12 protein-coding genes are annotated in these 14497 nt (G+C 67.7%); 9 read left to right on the top strand and 3 right to left on the bottom strand.

Annotation, left to right across the window (positions count from 1 at the left end):
- Positions 1-7 precede the first annotated feature (7 nt).
- The 9 genes from ACMGEZ_RS09540 (at position 8) to tagF (ending at position 11072) form a co-directional block, all read left to right on the top strand.
- Positions 8-337, top strand: coding sequence for a hypothetical protein (locus ACMGEZ_RS09540; RefSeq protein ID WP_436822024.1), 330 nt, complete (start codon positions 8-10; stop codon positions 335-337).
- A 26-nt stretch (positions 338-363) separates the two neighbouring features.
- Positions 364-1998: a DUF4384 domain-containing protein gene (locus ACMGEZ_RS09535; RefSeq protein ID WP_436822023.1), complete on the top strand. Its 1635-nt coding sequence runs from the start codon at positions 364-366 to the stop codon at positions 1996-1998.
- Positions 1982-2413 carry a hypothetical protein gene (locus tag ACMGEZ_RS09530; RefSeq protein WP_436822022.1) on the top strand — a complete coding sequence of 144 codons (432 nt, stop codon included), beginning with the start codon at positions 1982-1984 and terminating at the stop codon, positions 2411-2413. The genes ACMGEZ_RS09535 and ACMGEZ_RS09530 overlap by 17 nt, the downstream gene beginning before the upstream one ends.
- A 31-nt stretch (positions 2414-2444) precedes the next feature.
- Positions 2445-3179 (top strand): GIN domain-containing protein, encoded by a 735-nt coding sequence (locus ACMGEZ_RS09525; RefSeq protein ID WP_436822021.1) that lies wholly within the window; start codon positions 2445-2447, stop codon positions 3177-3179.
- Positions 3180-3247: 68 nt separating this feature from the next.
- Positions 3248-3871, top strand: coding sequence for an OmpA family protein (locus ACMGEZ_RS09520; RefSeq protein ID WP_436822020.1), 624 nt, complete (start codon positions 3248-3250; stop codon positions 3869-3871).
- A 967-nt stretch (positions 3872-4838) separates the two neighbouring features.
- The gene (gene tssJ / locus ACMGEZ_RS09515; RefSeq protein WP_436822019.1) at positions 4839-6062 is read left to right on the top strand and encodes a type VI secretion system lipoprotein TssJ; all 1224 of its coding nucleotides are present in this window, start codon (positions 4839-4841) and stop codon (positions 6060-6062) included.
- Positions 6059-7186 carry a DotU/TssL family secretion system protein gene (locus ACMGEZ_RS09510; protein WP_436822018.1) on the top strand — a complete coding sequence of 376 codons (1128 nt, stop codon included), beginning with the start codon at positions 6059-6061 and terminating at the stop codon, positions 7184-7186. Before tssJ ends, ACMGEZ_RS09510 begins: the two co-directional genes overlap by 4 nt.
- Positions 7183-10506, top strand: a complete 3324-nt coding sequence (tssM, locus tag ACMGEZ_RS09505; protein ID WP_436822017.1) for a type VI secretion system membrane subunit TssM — start codon at positions 7183-7185, stop codon at positions 10504-10506. Before ACMGEZ_RS09510 ends, tssM begins: the two co-directional genes overlap by 4 nt.
- Positions 10500-11072 (top strand): type VI secretion system-associated protein TagF, encoded by a 573-nt coding sequence (gene tagF / locus ACMGEZ_RS09500; protein ID WP_436822016.1) that lies wholly within the window; start codon positions 10500-10502, stop codon positions 11070-11072. Before tssM ends, tagF begins: the two co-directional genes overlap by 7 nt.
- Positions 11073-11295: 223 nt before the next feature.
- Here tagF and ACMGEZ_RS09495 read toward each other — a convergent pair whose 3' ends face one another.
- From ACMGEZ_RS09495 to ACMGEZ_RS09485, 3 genes are all read right to left on the bottom strand, one after another.
- Positions 11296-11619: a hypothetical protein gene (locus ACMGEZ_RS09495; protein WP_436822015.1), complete on the bottom strand. Its 324-nt coding sequence runs from the start codon at positions 11617-11619 to the stop codon at positions 11296-11298.
- 281 nt (positions 11620-11900) lie between these two features.
- Positions 11901-12227 carry a hypothetical protein gene (locus ACMGEZ_RS09490; RefSeq protein ID WP_436822014.1) on the bottom strand — a complete coding sequence of 109 codons (327 nt, stop codon included), beginning with the start codon at positions 12225-12227 and terminating at the stop codon, positions 11901-11903.
- 3 nt (positions 12228-12230) lie between these two features.
- Positions 12231-14411 carry an RHS repeat-associated core domain-containing protein gene (locus tag ACMGEZ_RS09485; protein WP_436822013.1) on the bottom strand — a complete coding sequence of 727 codons (2181 nt, stop codon included), beginning with the start codon at positions 14409-14411 and terminating at the stop codon, positions 12231-12233.
- Between the last annotated feature and the right edge of the window lie 86 nt (positions 14412-14497).

Below are 14497 nucleotides of genomic sequence, written 5' to 3'. Positions count from 1 at the left end.
GACCACCATGAATGCAAGCCTCGCCCTCACCGCCCGCATCGTTCTCGCCGCCCTCACGCTGGGCGCCGGTGCCCACGCATTCGCGGGTCAGGAGCTGATGGGCGTCGACACGCGCTTCCGCGCGAAGATCGCGAAGGAAAAGATCCGCATTGCCGCCCAGGAGCGCAAGGCCGACGAGCAGGGAAAGTCACAGGGAAACTCCTCGGACTCCAGCACCTGCGGGAGCCAGAACATCGGCAACATCGACACCGGCGGACGCATCGGCGCCTCGCCGCGCGAGGTGTTCGTGTTCGCGCCCAACGCGATCAACATCGTCGGCCGCGGCGGATGCCGCTGAGCGCCTCGCGAAGAAAGGGAGATGTCATGAAAACGCCCAAGATCGCGCGACTCCTCGCGCTTTCCGCCACCCTCGCAGCACTGGCCGGCTGCCAGACGCTCGAGGTCAGGCAACCCACCATCGAGCAGACCAACGAGATCCGCAAGGGCCCGGAAGACCGGCCCCAGCGCTCGATCACCGGCTTCTCGCATGCGCTGCGCTGCATGGACACGCTGTTGCTCGACTACGGCGTGCGTGACATCACGATGCTGACCGAGGAGATCACCGACGAAACGAAGAAGCTGAACGCCGGCACCCGCGACATGCTGATCTCGTCGGTGTCGGACATGTCGCGTCGCAGCCGCGCAGTGCGCCTGGTCGCCTTCGGCAAGGACACCGCCAACGTCATCAGCTATCTCGCGTCGGCGCAGAACGCGGCGGCCTACCAGGCGATCCCGCTGTACGACATCAAGGGCTCCGTCTCGCAGTTCGACGAGAACCTGGTCAAGAACCAGAAGGACATCGGCATCGGCTTCGCGCCCTTCATCAACCTCGGCGCGGCGAAGGATGCAGGCTCCAGCATGCTGGCGCTCGACCTGAGCGTGCTGACCACCAGCGACATGGCGGTGCTCGCGGGCGTCACCTCGCGCAACTCCGTGATGATCCTGAAGCAGGGCAGCGGCATCGACGGCGATGCCGCGTACCACAAGTTCGGCATCAACTACAGCATGAACCTGGCGAAGGCCGAAGGCCAGACGCAGGCGCTGCGCGGACTGGTCGAGCTGGCGGCGGTCGAACTCATCGGCAAGCTCACCAAGACGCCCTACTGGAGCTGCCTGGGCGTGACCGATCCGAAGAAGAACGACGAAACGCGGCTCGAGATGTTCGACTGGTACCACGCGATGGCCGCGACCCGCATCGAGCTGATCGCCTACTTCCAGAACCAGCTGCGCCGGCGCGCCTTCTACGACGGCCCGATCGACGGCGAGTTCAACCCCGCCATCGACGAGGCGATCGCGAACTACCGCGCCGCACTGGGGCTCAGCCGCGAGGCCGTGCTCAACGAGGAGTTCTTCTACGCTTTTCTCGCCGCCGACCACACCAGGATCAAGCGGCCGGAGCAGCCGGCACGCTATGTCGCGCCGGCCCAGGTTGCAGCGGCGCCCGCAGCAACCCCGGCGGTGGCAAGCGCAGCATCCGCCTCGTCCGCATCAGCCGCGTCAGCCGCATCAGCCGCGCCAGCCGCTTCAGCGCCGGCGCCGCTGAAACTGTCGGTGACGACTCCCAAGCAGCAGACCCGCTTCGCCCGCGGGGAGCCGATCAACCTCTCGCTCGCACCCTCGCAGGACGCGCATGTCTACTGCTATCTGCAGGACGAAGAGTCCAAGGTCATCCGCTTCTTCCCGAACCGCTTCTCCCGCGACTCGCGCATTCCCGCGGCCCAGCCGCTCGCGCTGCCCGGCGCCATGCGCTTCCAGCTCACGATGAATACGAAGGGCGTGCCCGAAACCATCTCCTGCTTCGCAACGCCGCGCGATGTGATGGCTTCCCTGCCGCAAGCCCTCGTCGGCACCGACTTCGAACCCCTTCCCGGCGCCACGCTCGAATCGATCCGCGGCGCCTTCGTCAAAGCCAGCGGCGGCACGCTCGCCCAGGAGAACTTCCGTGTCCAAGCCAAATGAATCCCTCCCCGGCCGTGCGAAGTGGCTCGGCATCCGCCTGGCCGCCGTGAGCGGGGTCGCCCTGGCCGCGGTGGTCGGGATCCTGCAACTGCCCTCCGGCGCGACGGCAGGCGTCGCGACCGTCACCGCTGCCACCGATGATCGCGTCTCCGGGCTACCGTCGGCGCCCCCGCCTCCAGCGTCGGCGCCGGCACCGAGGCAGAAGGGCCAGGGCACCTACCGGCTGCGCTGCTGGCAGTACGGCCGCCTGTTGTTCGACGAGGGGCCGGTCACCCTGGGCCCCGAGGCGCGGCAGGGCGCGAAGCTGGTGGCGACCGACCGCAACGGCGGATCGGTGATCGTCACCGACTCCGGCTGGACCACCTGCCAGGCGCGCCCCTACCCCCCGGAGCCCAACCTCGCGCTGCCGCGTTGAGGCAAGGCCCGGAGCAACCCAGGAGCTGTCCATGAACTGGTTCAGCCGTGTGTTCGCGGCGCGGCGGGCGCTCCGCGCCTCGGCCCTGGCCGCAGGCTCGGCCGCGGTACTCGCCGCGGCCTTGGCAGAGCCGGCCCAGGCGGCCACCGAGACCCGCAGCGTCGCCGGCTTCGACCAGGTGGTGTTCGCCGTCGCCGGCGAAGTCAGCGTCGAGCAGGGCTCCAGCGAGACGCTGACGCTGGATGCCGAACCCGCGGTGCTGCGCAAGATCACCACCGAGGTCCAGGGTCGGCGCCTGCTCATCGGCCTGGCGCCGGGCCGGGTCGAGACCCAGCAGCCGATCCGGATGAAGCTCGGCGTCCGGGCGCTGCGCGCCTTCGAGTCGCGCACGGCCGGCGAGATCAGCATCGGGCCGCTGCGCAGCGAGGCGCTCTCGCTGGTGCTGGCGGGCGGCGGCTCGATCCGCCTCGATCGCCTGGAGGATGCACGCAGCCTGGACGTGCGGATCACCGGTGCCGGCGACATCGCGGTCGGCGGCGGCAAGGTGGTCGCGCAGCAACTGGCCATCACCGGCATGGGCCGCTATTCGGCGCCCCAACTCGCCAGCGAGCGCGCCGAAGTCGCGATCGACGGCAACGGCGAGGTGCGGCTTGCCGCCAGCACCACGCTGGCGGTGCGCATCGGCGGGGTCGGCCACGTGCGCTATCGCGGCAACCCGGCGGTGACGCGCTCCATCCGCGGCATCGGGACGATCGAGAAAGATTGAACCGCGCAGGCGGCGCTCGCAACCCATGGGCATCGACGAATCCAACGCCACGCTCAAGGAGTCCTGCCATGACCCGCTACCTCAGCACCCTCGCCCTCGCCATTGCCGCCGCCTTCCTGACCCCCCAGGTCAAGGCCGAGAAGGTGATCATGTATCGCGAGGGGCAGCTCGTGAACCCGCACGACGTCGCAGCCGTGCTCGGCAACAAGACCCGCTCGATCCGCCTGCTCGACGATGCGCCCGCGACTCCGGCGACGACGAAGTACGTTGCGGCGGCTGCCGTCGCACTGGCGAAGACCTCTACCCGTGCCCAGGCCTCCGCGCCCGCTGCGCCCCGCGATTCGAACGACGACGACGCCTCGGCCTTGTCCCTGCCGGTGCGCTTCGCCTTCGACTCCGCGGACATCCTTCCCGCGGCACGGACCCAGCTCGACGCGCTGGCGGATGGCATCAAGCTGCTCGAGCCGACGCGTGTCGTCACGGTCGAAGGGCATACCGATGCGGTCGGGAGCGATGCCTACAACCTGGAGCTGTCGCGCAGCCGCGCGCGTGCCGTGCGTGACTACCTGGTGCAGCGGCACGGGATCGACGGCGCGCGGCTGAAGACGGTCGGGTTCGGCGAAGGCCGGCTGGTGGAGGACGCGGATCCGCATGCCGCCGTCAACCGCCGCGTGCAGTTTCGCGGCGGGTGAACGGGCGCTCGGGTGCGCTGGCCGACACCCTTCCCCTTGTGCCTCGGATGAGCTGCACGGAGAATGGAATGCGGTCGTCCGTGGAGGTGCTTCAGACTGTGTCGAACCTTGCATCTCTGTTTTGCTCCCTTTCCCTCCGGGGGAGGGATGGGGTGGGGGCACCGGGCGTTCTGTTCGTACGTTGCTGGTGTGTTGAGTGCGGAGCCGGGAATTCGCCCCGGCGGGCGAGTTACTTTCTTTGTCTCGCCAAAGAAAGTAACCAAAGAAAGGCGACCCCACTGCGCGTGTCCCTTCGCTTCGCTACGGGCAACCTGCGGTGCTCGCTTCAGGCGGGGTCCGCGCAAACTCGCTTCGCTCAAACACGCGCGGCCCTTAATCCGCCTGAAGCTGCGCTCCTCGGCACGCGCAGAGGGGATTGGGGACCGGTCGGGCCATTGCTTCGCTCGGCCAACAGCGGCCTCGCTGCGCGAGGCCTGGAACAGGTGCATGCGTGTGCGCTCGGACATGAGCATGAGCATGGCTGCGAGCACCAGCACCAGCACCAGCACGAGCGTGAGCGTGTGCGCGAGAGCCAATGTGAGCGAAGACCCGGAGCTCATGCCAACCTGCACACCATACAAGGACGCGCCACGGCGCGTTGGACTCCAAGTCCCCTCTGCGCGTGCCGAGGAGCGCAGCTTTTCGCGGATAAAGGGCCGCGCGTGTTTGAGCCGAAGGCGAGTTTGCGCGGACCCCGCGAAAAGCGAGCACCGCAGGTTGCCCGCAGCGAAGCGGAGGGTCGCGCGCAGTGGGGTCGCCTTTCTTTGGTTACTTTCTTTGGCGAGACAAAGAAAGTGACTCGCCCGCCGGGGCGAATTCCCGGCCCCGGGCTCAACACAACAGCAACGTACGAATCGATAGCAGCGTGCCCCCACCCCAACCCTCCCCCGGAGGGGGAGGGAGCCAGAGAGGGGAAGGGAGCAAGACCATGAGCCTCCCCAAGGTCCTCGACCCCATCGGAGTGCGCCGCCGCCCCCTCCTCGCCTGCATCGCCTTGAGCCCGGCGCTGTGGACCCCGACACCCCTAGCCCAGCCCCAGCCCAAGGTCGAAGTCTCCAGACAGCGCCGCATCGCACTCGTCATCGGCAACGGCCGCTACCCCGAGATCCCGCTGAACAACCCCGAGCACGACGCCCGCCTCGTCGCCCAGACCCTGCGCTCCCTCGACTTCGAAGTCGGCGAGCACCTCAACCTCAAGGCCCGCGACTTCAAGCGCGTGCTGCGGGAGTTCGCGCGCCGCATGGACGACGACCAGGTTGCATCGGTCTTCTACTACGCCGGCCACGGCGTGCAGATCGGCGGGCGCAACTACCTGCTGCCGGTCGACATCGCGCTGCGCGACGAGGCCGAAGTGCGCGACGAGGCGATCGACCTGCAGGAAGCGCTGCTCGCGCACGTCGACCGGGTCCGTCCGCGCGCGCGCATCTTCATCATCGACGCCTGCCGCAACGACCCCTTTGCCGCGCGCGGGCGATCGCGCAACGCCAACGGCCTGGCCGAGATGGCGGCGCCGGGTGCCCTCATCGCTTTCTCCGCAGCCCCAGGCGGCGTGGCGGAAGACGGCCCGGTCGGCGGCAACAGCGTCTACACCAGGCACCTTGCCACCGAGCTGCGTTCGGTCGGCGTCGAAGTCGAGGAAATGATGAAGGCGGTCCGCGTCAAGGTGCTGCGCGACACCGGCCAGCGCCAGATCCCCTGGGTCAACACCTCGATGGTCGTGAACTTCATGTTCAACCCCGGCGCGGCGCCGACACTGGCCAGCCCCAAGCGCCATCTGCAGCTGCTCGTGCAGGCGCAGCGCAGTTTGAACACCGATGCGCGCAACGCATCGGCCTCGCTGGCGCTGCGGGTCTATGTGCTGCGCGATGCGAGCGGATTTGAGAAGGCGAGCTTCGACAGCCTCTACGACGACGACGAGGCGACCCTCGGCTCGAACGTGCTCGTGCGCGAAAGCCTGCACCTGCGCCCCGGCGAAGCGCGCGAGCTGGCCCTGGAGCTGAGCGGCGATGCGCGTGCCCTCGCCGTTTTCGGCGCGTTCCGGGAGATCGAGCGCTCGCAGTGGCGTGCCACCCTGCCCTTGCCTGTCGGGACGCTGGCACGCGTGCGTGTCGACGCGCAGGCGCGCCAGCTGCAGCTGGGGTGGGCCAAGTGAAACGGCCGGTCGCCGCCTCCGCGCCGCCGGTCTGCGCCCAGCCGGAGGGCGCCGACGAGCCGGCCACTGCGCGGGCGCTTCGCGCCCATGCGCTGCCGCTGGTCGCATTGATGGCCGGCCTGCGGGATGCGACGCCCGCCGACCCGGCCGCGCTGCGCCGCACGCTGGCCGAAGCGGTGAACCGCTTCGAAGCGGATGCGCGCGCAGCGGGCATCGCCGAGCCCGACATCGCGGCCGCGAGCTACGTGCTGTGCGCCTGGGGCGACGAGCAGTTCGACGCGGCGCCGTGGGGCGGCGAAGGCGCCGGGCTGCTGCGCTGCTTTCACGGCGAGGCCCAGGCCGGCGACAAGCTGCTGCGCCTGCTGGCGCGCCTGGCGGAGAAGCCACGCGAGCACCGCGCGCTGCTCGAGCTCTTCCATACCTGCCTCAGTCTCGGGCTGCGCGGGCGCAGCGTGCTCGGCAACCGCGACCACGAAGCCTTGCGCTCGCGCGTGCACCTTGCGCTGCAGCAGGTGGCGCCGGTGCCGGCGCTGGTGGCTCCTTGGCAATGCGCGGCGGCAGCCGCCAGCCCGCCCCGAGCGCCCCGCGTCGCGTTGCCGGCGGTCCTGTTGCTGGGCGTGCTGGCCCTGGGCATCTACAGCGCCAGCCAGCTGCAGCTTGCGGCGCGCGTCGACGGCGTGCTGGCGTCCTTGCAGAAAATCGTCCCGCCCAGCAGCGCCACGGCGGCGCCCGCGGCGGCCGCGCCGGAAGTGCCGCCACGGCTGGCCTCGAAGCTGCGCGACGACATCGCGGCCGGCCGCCTGTCGGTGCGCGACGAGGCGCTGCGCAGCGTGGCCGTGCTCGGTGCCGATGCACTGGGCGACGCCACCGGCCCCTTGACGCGCCTCGGCGCCGTGCTGGCGAAGCTGCCGGGCAAGGTCGTCGTCGTCGGCTACACCGATGGCAGCGATCCGCCCACGGCGCGCACGCCCTCGGCCTGGCACCAGGCGATGGAATGGGCTCGCAGCGCCGCCGATGTGTTGCGGCCCCAACTCGGCGATGCGCGGCTGGCGGTCGAAGCCCGCGTCGACGCCTCGGGCGGCAAGCCACCGCGCCGAGTCGAGATCGTCCTGTTCCCGGAATGAAGCCGTCGACCCGCTTCGCGCAAGGCGCCGTGAACCTCGGAGCGGCAGGCGTCCTGCTGTGGTTCGCGGCACCGCTGCTCGCCTTCGGCACCTGGCATCCCTTCGACGACGTGCGCGCGCGCATCGGCTTGCTGGCGCTGGCCGCGCTCCTGCTCCTCGGGGTACGCGCATTGCGTCTGCTGCTGGCCCGGCGGCGCAACGAGCGCCTGCTGAAGGGCCTCGAAGCCGGCGACGCCGGGCCCGAGCTGAGCCAGCGGTTCCGGCAGGCCCTCGCGATGCTGCGCCAGGGCATCGAGGCGAAGGGCCGCCGGCGCTGGTGGCAAGGGCGGCGGCAGGTGCAGCAGATGCCCTGGTACCTGATCATCGGCGCGCCCGGGGGCGGCAAGACCACGGCGCTGCTGCATTCGGGCCTGCGCTTTCCGCTCGCCGAACAGCTCGGGCGCGACCCGCTCGCGGGGACCGGCGGCACGCGTCAATGCGACTGGTGGTTCAGCCAGGACGCCGTGTTCATCGACACGGCAGGACGCTACACCACCCAGGACAGCGACGCCGCGGCCGACGCCCGCGAATGGCAGGAGTTCCTCGCGCTGCTGCGCCGCCACCGGCCGGTGCAGCCGATCAACGGCGTGATCGTCAGCGTCAGCGTGCCCGACCTGCTGCACGGCGGCGCGGAACTCGCGCGCCAGGCGCAAGCGGTCGCGGCGCGGCTGGACGAACTGCGCCGCGAGCTCGACCTCGCCTTTCCGGTCTACCTGCTGGTGACCAAGGCCGACCTGCTGGCGGGCTTCGTCGAAACCTTCGGCGACCTCGACGCCGCGCAACGCGAGCAGCTCTGGGGCCTGGTGTTCGACGCCGACGTAGCAGGCATCCCGGCCGATCTCGGGCCGCGCCTGTCGGACCTCGGGCAGCGCCTGGCGCGGCGCAGCCGCGAGCTGCTGCAGCAGGAGCACACGCCACAGCGACGGCTGCCGATCTACGCCTTCGCGGCACAGTTCGATGCCCTGCTCGCACCTCTCGAAAGATTCGTGCGCAAGGCCTTCGCCGGCATTGCCGCCGAACCGGCGCAGCGCCTGCGCGCAATCGCGCTGACGAGCGGCACGCAGGAGGGCAACCCGATCGACCGGGTCATCGGCGAACTTGCACGCAGCCACGGCCTGGCGCTGAAGCCGCTGGTGCGGCCCGATGCCGGCGGCAAGTCCTTCTTCCTGACTGCGCTGCTGAAGCGACTGGTGATCGCCGAAGCGCCGCTGGCAGGCCAGCGGCTGCAGCGCATGCGTTGGCGCCGGCGCGCCGCCATCTTCGGGGCGGGGTTTGCGGGCGCCGCGCTGCTCGCCGCCTCGGCCCTGTGGTGGCAGAGCTACCGGCGCAACCTCGACTATGTCGACAGCGTGCGCACGCGCGTCGAGCAGTTGACCCAGCGCATCGGCTCGCTGGAATCGGCCAGCCTCGAGCAGGTGCTGCCGCTCTATTCGCTGCTCGAGCGCCTGGCCGCGAACGACGGCATCGATCCGAACGTCGCACCCGCGGGCTTCGGATTCGGGCTGTTCCAGGGGCCGCGGCTGGCGCGCTCGGCGGAACAGGCGTACCGCGAGATGCTCGATCGCAGCCTGGCGCCGCTGCTCATCGAGCGCTTGCGCCGCGACCTGCGCGAGGCCGAGGACAGCGCGACGCGCTACGAGGCCTTGCGCGCTTCATTGATGCTCGCCAACCCGGCGCGGCTGGTCCGCGGAGAGTTGAGGCCCTGGGCCGAGCAGACGCTGGCCCATGCGGGCGGCGCTGCGGAACGCGCGGAATGGGCGCGCCATGTCGGGACCCTGCTCGAACGCAGCGGGCTGCCCGAAGCGATGCGCTCCGACGAGGCCGGGGTGCGCGCGGCGCGCAGCGCGCTCGCCGCATTGCCGCTGGCGCAGCGCGTGCACGAGCGCCTGCTGCGGCGCGTTGCCGACCCCGAGCCGCCGCAGGACCTGCCCACGCGCCTCGGCGCGGCCGGCGCCCTGGTGTTCGCTGCGTCCAACGCCGGGCCGATGCCGGAACATTCGAGCGCCAGCGACTGGCGGCGCAATCTGATGCCGGCGCTCGATACAACGCTCGACGAGCTCGCGAACGAGGCCGACTGGGTGCTCGGCGACACCGGCGGCGAAGTACGGCGCCTCCAGAAAGACCGCGCCTGGCGCGACGAAATCGCCACGCAGGTCGGCAAGCGCCACGCCCAGCGCGTGATCGCGGCCTGGTCGCGCCAGCTCGATGCGCTCGCGCTGGCGCCCGGCAGCGATGCGGAAAGCGCCTCGCGCCAGGCCTTGGCCCTCACCGCGCCCGATTCGCCGCTGCGCCGCCTCCTGACACGGCTGGCCGACGAGTTCAGCGCGACGCCCCAGGGCGCCAGCGCGGCCGAGGGTGCCTTCGATGGCACGCTGCGGGCACGCTTCGGCGCACTCGGTGACTACGCCGCGGGAGCTGGGCCGCAAGCCCTCGACCGTCTTCAGGCCCTGGCCGCGGCCAGGCGCGACGAAGCCGCCAACGCCGAGCTCGACGCAACCTTGCGCGCCGAGGCCGCCCGTGCGCCGCCCGCGCTGCGCAAGGTCTACGGCGGGCTCGGAATCTTGATGCGATCGCACGGTGGCGCCAAGCGCGGCTTCGACGCCGCGCTGGCCGAACTCGCGCAGACCTGCAGCGCATTGACGCGCGAGCGCTTCCCCTTCGGCGCCATAACGCTGCGCGACATGGCGCCGTCCGACTTCGCACGCCTGTTCGGACCCGGCGGCCTGTTCGACGAGTTCCGGCGCAACCAGTTGAGCGAACGCGTCGATACGTCGAGCCGGCCATGGAAGGCCCGCAGCGCACCGGGCGATGCAGGCATGCCGGACGCCTTCGAGCGGGCGGCGGCGATCGGCGCGCTGTTCTTCCCCGGCGGGGTGCCGATGCCCGAACTCAAGCTGCGCCTCACGCCGCAGCGGATGGATGCCGAGCTGCTGCAGTTCAGCGTCGATGTCGATGGTCAGCTGCTGCGCTTCGAGAACGGCCCGCCGCGCGCGAAAGAGCTGGTCTGGCCGGGACCGGCTTCGACCCAGAAAGTGCTGATGCGCATCCTGCCGCCGGGCCCCACCGGCGTCGGCGCCGAAGTCCATGAAGGCGCCTTCGCCTGGCTGCGGGTGCTGTTGCGCAGCGACTGGAAGGGCGGGCCAGGTGCTCCGGCGCACCTGGCCCTGGCCGTCGAGAGTCGCACCCTCGACGTCGAGGCGAGCGCATCCGGCGCACCCGAGGCCGACATCTGGACCCTCCGGGAGCTGGCACGGTTTCGCTGCCCGCACGCCACATGGTGAAGCAGCCGTCGCGTCGCGTGTGCTGGTACGGCAAGCTGCCCACCCGCGGAGACTTCGTCGGCCGCGGCCTGCCGGCGCGCTGGCGCAGCGAGTGGGACGGCTGGCTGCAGCGAGGCCTGGCCCTCGCCGCCACGAGGCTGGACGGCGCGGCGCTGCGCGAACGGCTTGGCACCTTTGCGCCGTGGCGCTACTTGGCGCTGCCGGCGCCCGGCGAGATCTGGTGCGGGATCGTCGTGCCTTCGCACGATCGTGTGGGACGTGCGTTTCCGTTGACGTTGGCGGAACGGTTGACCGAGCCGGCGTCGCCGGCTGAGAGCGCCGCGCGGCTCGCGTCTTTGCTGGGCGCGGCAACTGAAGGGCCCGAAGCGCTCGAGGCGGCAATCGCCGCCCTGCCGCCGCGCGCCACGGAGGAATTCCAGGCCGCCGAAGCGTGGCCGCCGCAGCCGGCCAGCTTGTGGTGGCCGCTTGCTGCTGCGCATGATGGAATTCCGCGGACGGCGTGCTGGCCGCCGGAACCGGAGGTGGTGCTGCAGCTGCTGGATATTCAGGCTGATTCCGCCAGATAACAGAGAGAAAAGTGCATCGCAGGTTTGCACAGTCACTCAATCAGCCGTGAACGCCTCTCGCACTTGGGCCGAGTCAATCAGCTTGCTAAAACTCTTCGGTTGGCATGGCACCGCTGACGGATTGTTCCAACAGCGATGCGTCGAAAGCTGGCACCAAGAGCCCGTAATGTCGTTGAAATTTAATCTCCACCCTGGAGCAGGCGTTGGTTTGTTGTCGCTCTTGCTATTGCCAGCACGCCATTTTCCAAAGCATCGTTTTCTCAAAATTTCGAATTAAGACCGCGTCATGGTCTTGGGCAAATTTCAGCAGAATATCGGGGACCTGAGCGTGAAAGCTCTCCCAACCGACATGTATATCTCCCACCAAATCTGACGCGACATGCATACCATTCAATGCTACCAGCCAACTTGTCCGGAAGTTGTTTAACAAACAAAACAAATCTTCCTTTTTGAGCACAGACAATTTGGCCACAACGAAATATCTGGGACCTTCTGCCCCTGAGATGCACCACTCTGCCAGATCATCTGAAGAGCCCGGCAGATTCATGTTCACCGATCTCCAAAACTTGCGATAGCTGACAATTCTGGTCTTCGGCTGTGGAACTTCATGCCCGGAGAGCATCCAGTATTCCGCGCTAGAAAAGACCCTCTCGATTCGAGCAGTGACCTCCGCAAAAGCCGCCGCATTCGCGATCGGCCTGCCTATAGCGGGCGAGAGAATCTCAAGCCTCTCGCAGTCGTACGTATGTAGTCTCGTAACAACACTTAGATTCCACTTTGCATCCGCAAAAGAACGTATCAACATAGTCAAAATGCCGATTTTTCTGACTAATTCCACACCACAATTGGCTCTCCCGGCATTACCAATTGCATTGATTCGACGCCGACCGACGGATCGAATATCAAACTCACGCCCAGTATTGATCCATTATCAAAGTGAAACTCTACAGACTGTGGGTCTTCCACGATCTTGATGATTCTGCAATTTTCAATAACCTCAAAATTAGCATCTTTAGGCTGAATAATGGTGACCGAGTTGTATATTGTCAAATCACCTCCGCCTGCGAATTTTGCATTTAAGTAATCGACTGCATGGTCAATTTTTTCTATTTTTCTTCCAAGAAGCCTTTTCAACGGTCTAGAAATATCTGTCATTTTTCACCTGTCGATTGGGTGGTGCGCTTCAGCGTTTGGAATGGTGCGACCGGTGTATGGATTCACCGGTTGTCTGGCGGAGTTTTTATATTTTATGTATCCAGTGGGATTTCCCGGGTTTCCTCCCCCTGCTCGGGTGGCATCCATTATTCGCATGGTAGATACCTGCCCATTTGCGCCTCCCGCTCCGCCGGTGAATGCTGACCCGGTCTGAAGTCCCGCCGAATTCGTGCTTGGCGTGGGTCCGACAGACCCGCGCGGTACAGGAAACACAGTTCCGCCGGGTGTGACGATGTAATTCGTTCCTGCTCCTCCGGTACTGTACGTTGGACCACCGGCTCCCCCTGCGCCTCCATTGCCGCCCCCGCCGCCTTCAAGTAGGCTGTTTCTCCTGGCATTGAGCATTTCCAGGGGCGTCGTTGCAGCTACTTGGTATGAAGCGCCTCCCGAATTCACTGCCGGACGGCCTCCATCGATCCAGCTGATGTCGCCCGCCAGCATGTTCGATGACGTGGTTCCTCCCACACCAGCAGCCAGGGCCGCCGTCTGGCTTGCGATCATCCCGGAAGGGTCCGTCCGGTTCGCCGGGTTGTTGCCCACGTAGGCATACAGGTTGACGTCGTCCTTGTAGCCAATCGGATCCGTCTGCAGGAACCGGCCCACGCTCGGCGAGTAGAAGCGCGCCTTGTAGTGGTACAGCCCCAGATCGCCGATGAGCTGCTGGCCGGTGTACCTGAACCTCGCGCCTGTCATGGTGTTCGGCTCGCCGTAGGGTCCATAGCTGTAGATGCCGGTGCTCGCGCCTGTCGCATTGGCCGTGGCCACGATGCTGCCCAGGTGGTCCGCGTAGAACCAGTTCTTGGCGGTGGTGCCTGATCCCTCGTACCAGACGATGGGTTCATCGGTGCCGGGTCCGTGCACATAGCGCCTTTGCAGCGTCGTGCCCGCGGCGTCGTACTCGGCAATCAGGTTCGTGACGTCGTACAGCAGGTTCGTCGTGGTTGTTCCGATGGCTGTTTGCCTGAGCCTCCCCTCGGCGTCATAGCTCAAGGTCGCCGCAGTGCCCGTCTTGCTCGCCGTCTTCAGCCGGTTGTCCAGGTCGTAGCCGTAGCTCCAGGTGCCATCGCCCGTGAGGTTGCCGTTGGCGTCGTAGCTCTGCGCTGCTCCCGCAGCCGCGGTGTACTGGTTCAGCCCATTGCTGGTGTAGCTCTTGGTGCCCGGCGTGGCCCCGCTCCACTGGTACAGGTTGTTCGTCCAGCTCACGCTCTTGAGCTCGCGGATCTGGTTGCGCGTGTACGCGTACTGCACCTCCTGCGACGGCGAGGCGAGGAAGTTCTTCAGCGTGGCCAGTGCCCCCCGCCTGTCGTAGGCACGCTGCACGGTGGTGCCGTTGCCCAGCGTCACGGTGGTGCGCCGGCTGAGGTCGTCGTAGGCGTAGCTGGCCAGGTTGACGCTGCCGTTCTCCTGGATCGCGCTCGGCCGGTTGGCCGCGTCGTAGCTGGTGGTCGTGTAGAACGCGTCGGGCCAGGTGGTGCGGATGCGGTTGCCCGCGGCGTCGTACTGGTGGCTGAGGGTCTTGCCGCCCGCAGTGGTGCTCATCAAACGCCCTGCGTTGTCCCAGGCGTAGCTGATGGCGTGCGTGCCGTTGGCGAACTGGGCCGAGGTGCGCAGCCCTCGCAGGTCATAGCCGAACTGGACGTTGTCGGCGGTGTTCGGATAGCTGCGCGTGCTCAGCCGGTTGAGGTTGTCCCAGCTCTGCGTGATGGTCTGGCCGTTGCGCCTTCGCAGACTCGTGACGTTGCCGTTGGCGTCGTAGCCGTTCTCCTCGTAGTCGTTCGCGTTGGCGTACAGCGGCGTGGCCGGCAGCGGGTAATACGTCCTGGCGAGCCGATCGAAGCCGTCGTAGGTGTGGACGGTGAGGTTGTTCTTGGCGTCCTTGACCGAATCGACATTGCCGTTGGGCGTGTAGGTGTAGCTGGCATAGGCCTGGGCGAGTGCCGTGCCCACGGCCTTGTTGACGGCCTGCACGCTGTCATCGGCGTTGTAGACCGTCTCGGTGACGCGGTTGCCGCCTTCGCCGGCAGCCAGATGCTGGGTGGTCTGGAAGGGACGGTCCAGGTCGTCGTAGGCCGTGTCGGTGATCGGGAGCGGAGCGACGTCATTCGGGCAGTCTCGCAAACACATACTCGCTTTTTGTCGCGCGAATCTGGCGAGACCGCCTCGTGCATGTCGCAACGAGCCGCGCGAGGCGCTCGCTGATGGACTCGGCG

This window comes from Variovorax stachyos (assembly GCF_051400855.1).
GTDB lineage: Bacteria > Pseudomonadota > Gammaproteobacteria > Burkholderiales > Burkholderiaceae_C > Variovorax.
This window is presented reverse-complemented; position numbering and strand designations above follow the sequence as displayed.

Bases quoted from the DNA above. Each gene is read 5' to 3' on its own strand.
- ACMGEZ_RS09540 (WP_436822024.1), top strand. From the start codon at position 8: ATGAATGCAAGCCTCGCCCTCACCGCCCGCATCGTTCTCGCCGCCCTC.
- ACMGEZ_RS09535 (WP_436822023.1), top strand. From the start codon at position 364: ATGAAAACGCCCAAGATCGCGCGACTCCTCGCGCTTTCCGCCACCCTC.
- ACMGEZ_RS09525 (WP_436822021.1), top strand. From the start codon at position 2,445: ATGAACTGGTTCAGCCGTGTGTTCGCGGCGCGGCGGGCGCTCCGCGCC.
- ACMGEZ_RS09520 (WP_436822020.1), top strand. From the start codon at position 3,248: ATGACCCGCTACCTCAGCACCCTCGCCCTCGCCATTGCCGCCGCCTTC.
- tssJ (WP_436822019.1), top strand. From the start codon at position 4,839: ATGAGCCTCCCCAAGGTCCTCGACCCCATCGGAGTGCGCCGCCGCCCC.
- tssM (WP_436822017.1), top strand. From the start codon at position 7,183: ATGAAGCCGTCGACCCGCTTCGCGCAAGGCGCCGTGAACCTCGGAGCG.
- tagF (WP_436822016.1), top strand. From the start codon at position 10,500: ATGGTGAAGCAGCCGTCGCGTCGCGTGTGCTGGTACGGCAAGCTGCCC.
- ACMGEZ_RS09495 (WP_436822015.1), bottom strand. From the start codon at position 11,619: ATGAATCTGCCGGGCTCTTCAGATGATCTGGCAGAGTGGTGCATCTCA.
- ACMGEZ_RS09490 (WP_436822014.1), bottom strand. From the start codon at position 12,227: ATGACAGATATTTCTAGACCGTTGAAAAGGCTTCTTGGAAGAAAAATA.
- ACMGEZ_RS09485 (WP_436822013.1), bottom strand. From the start codon at position 14,411: ATGTGTTTGCGAGACTGCCCGAATGACGTCGCTCCGCTCCCGATCACC.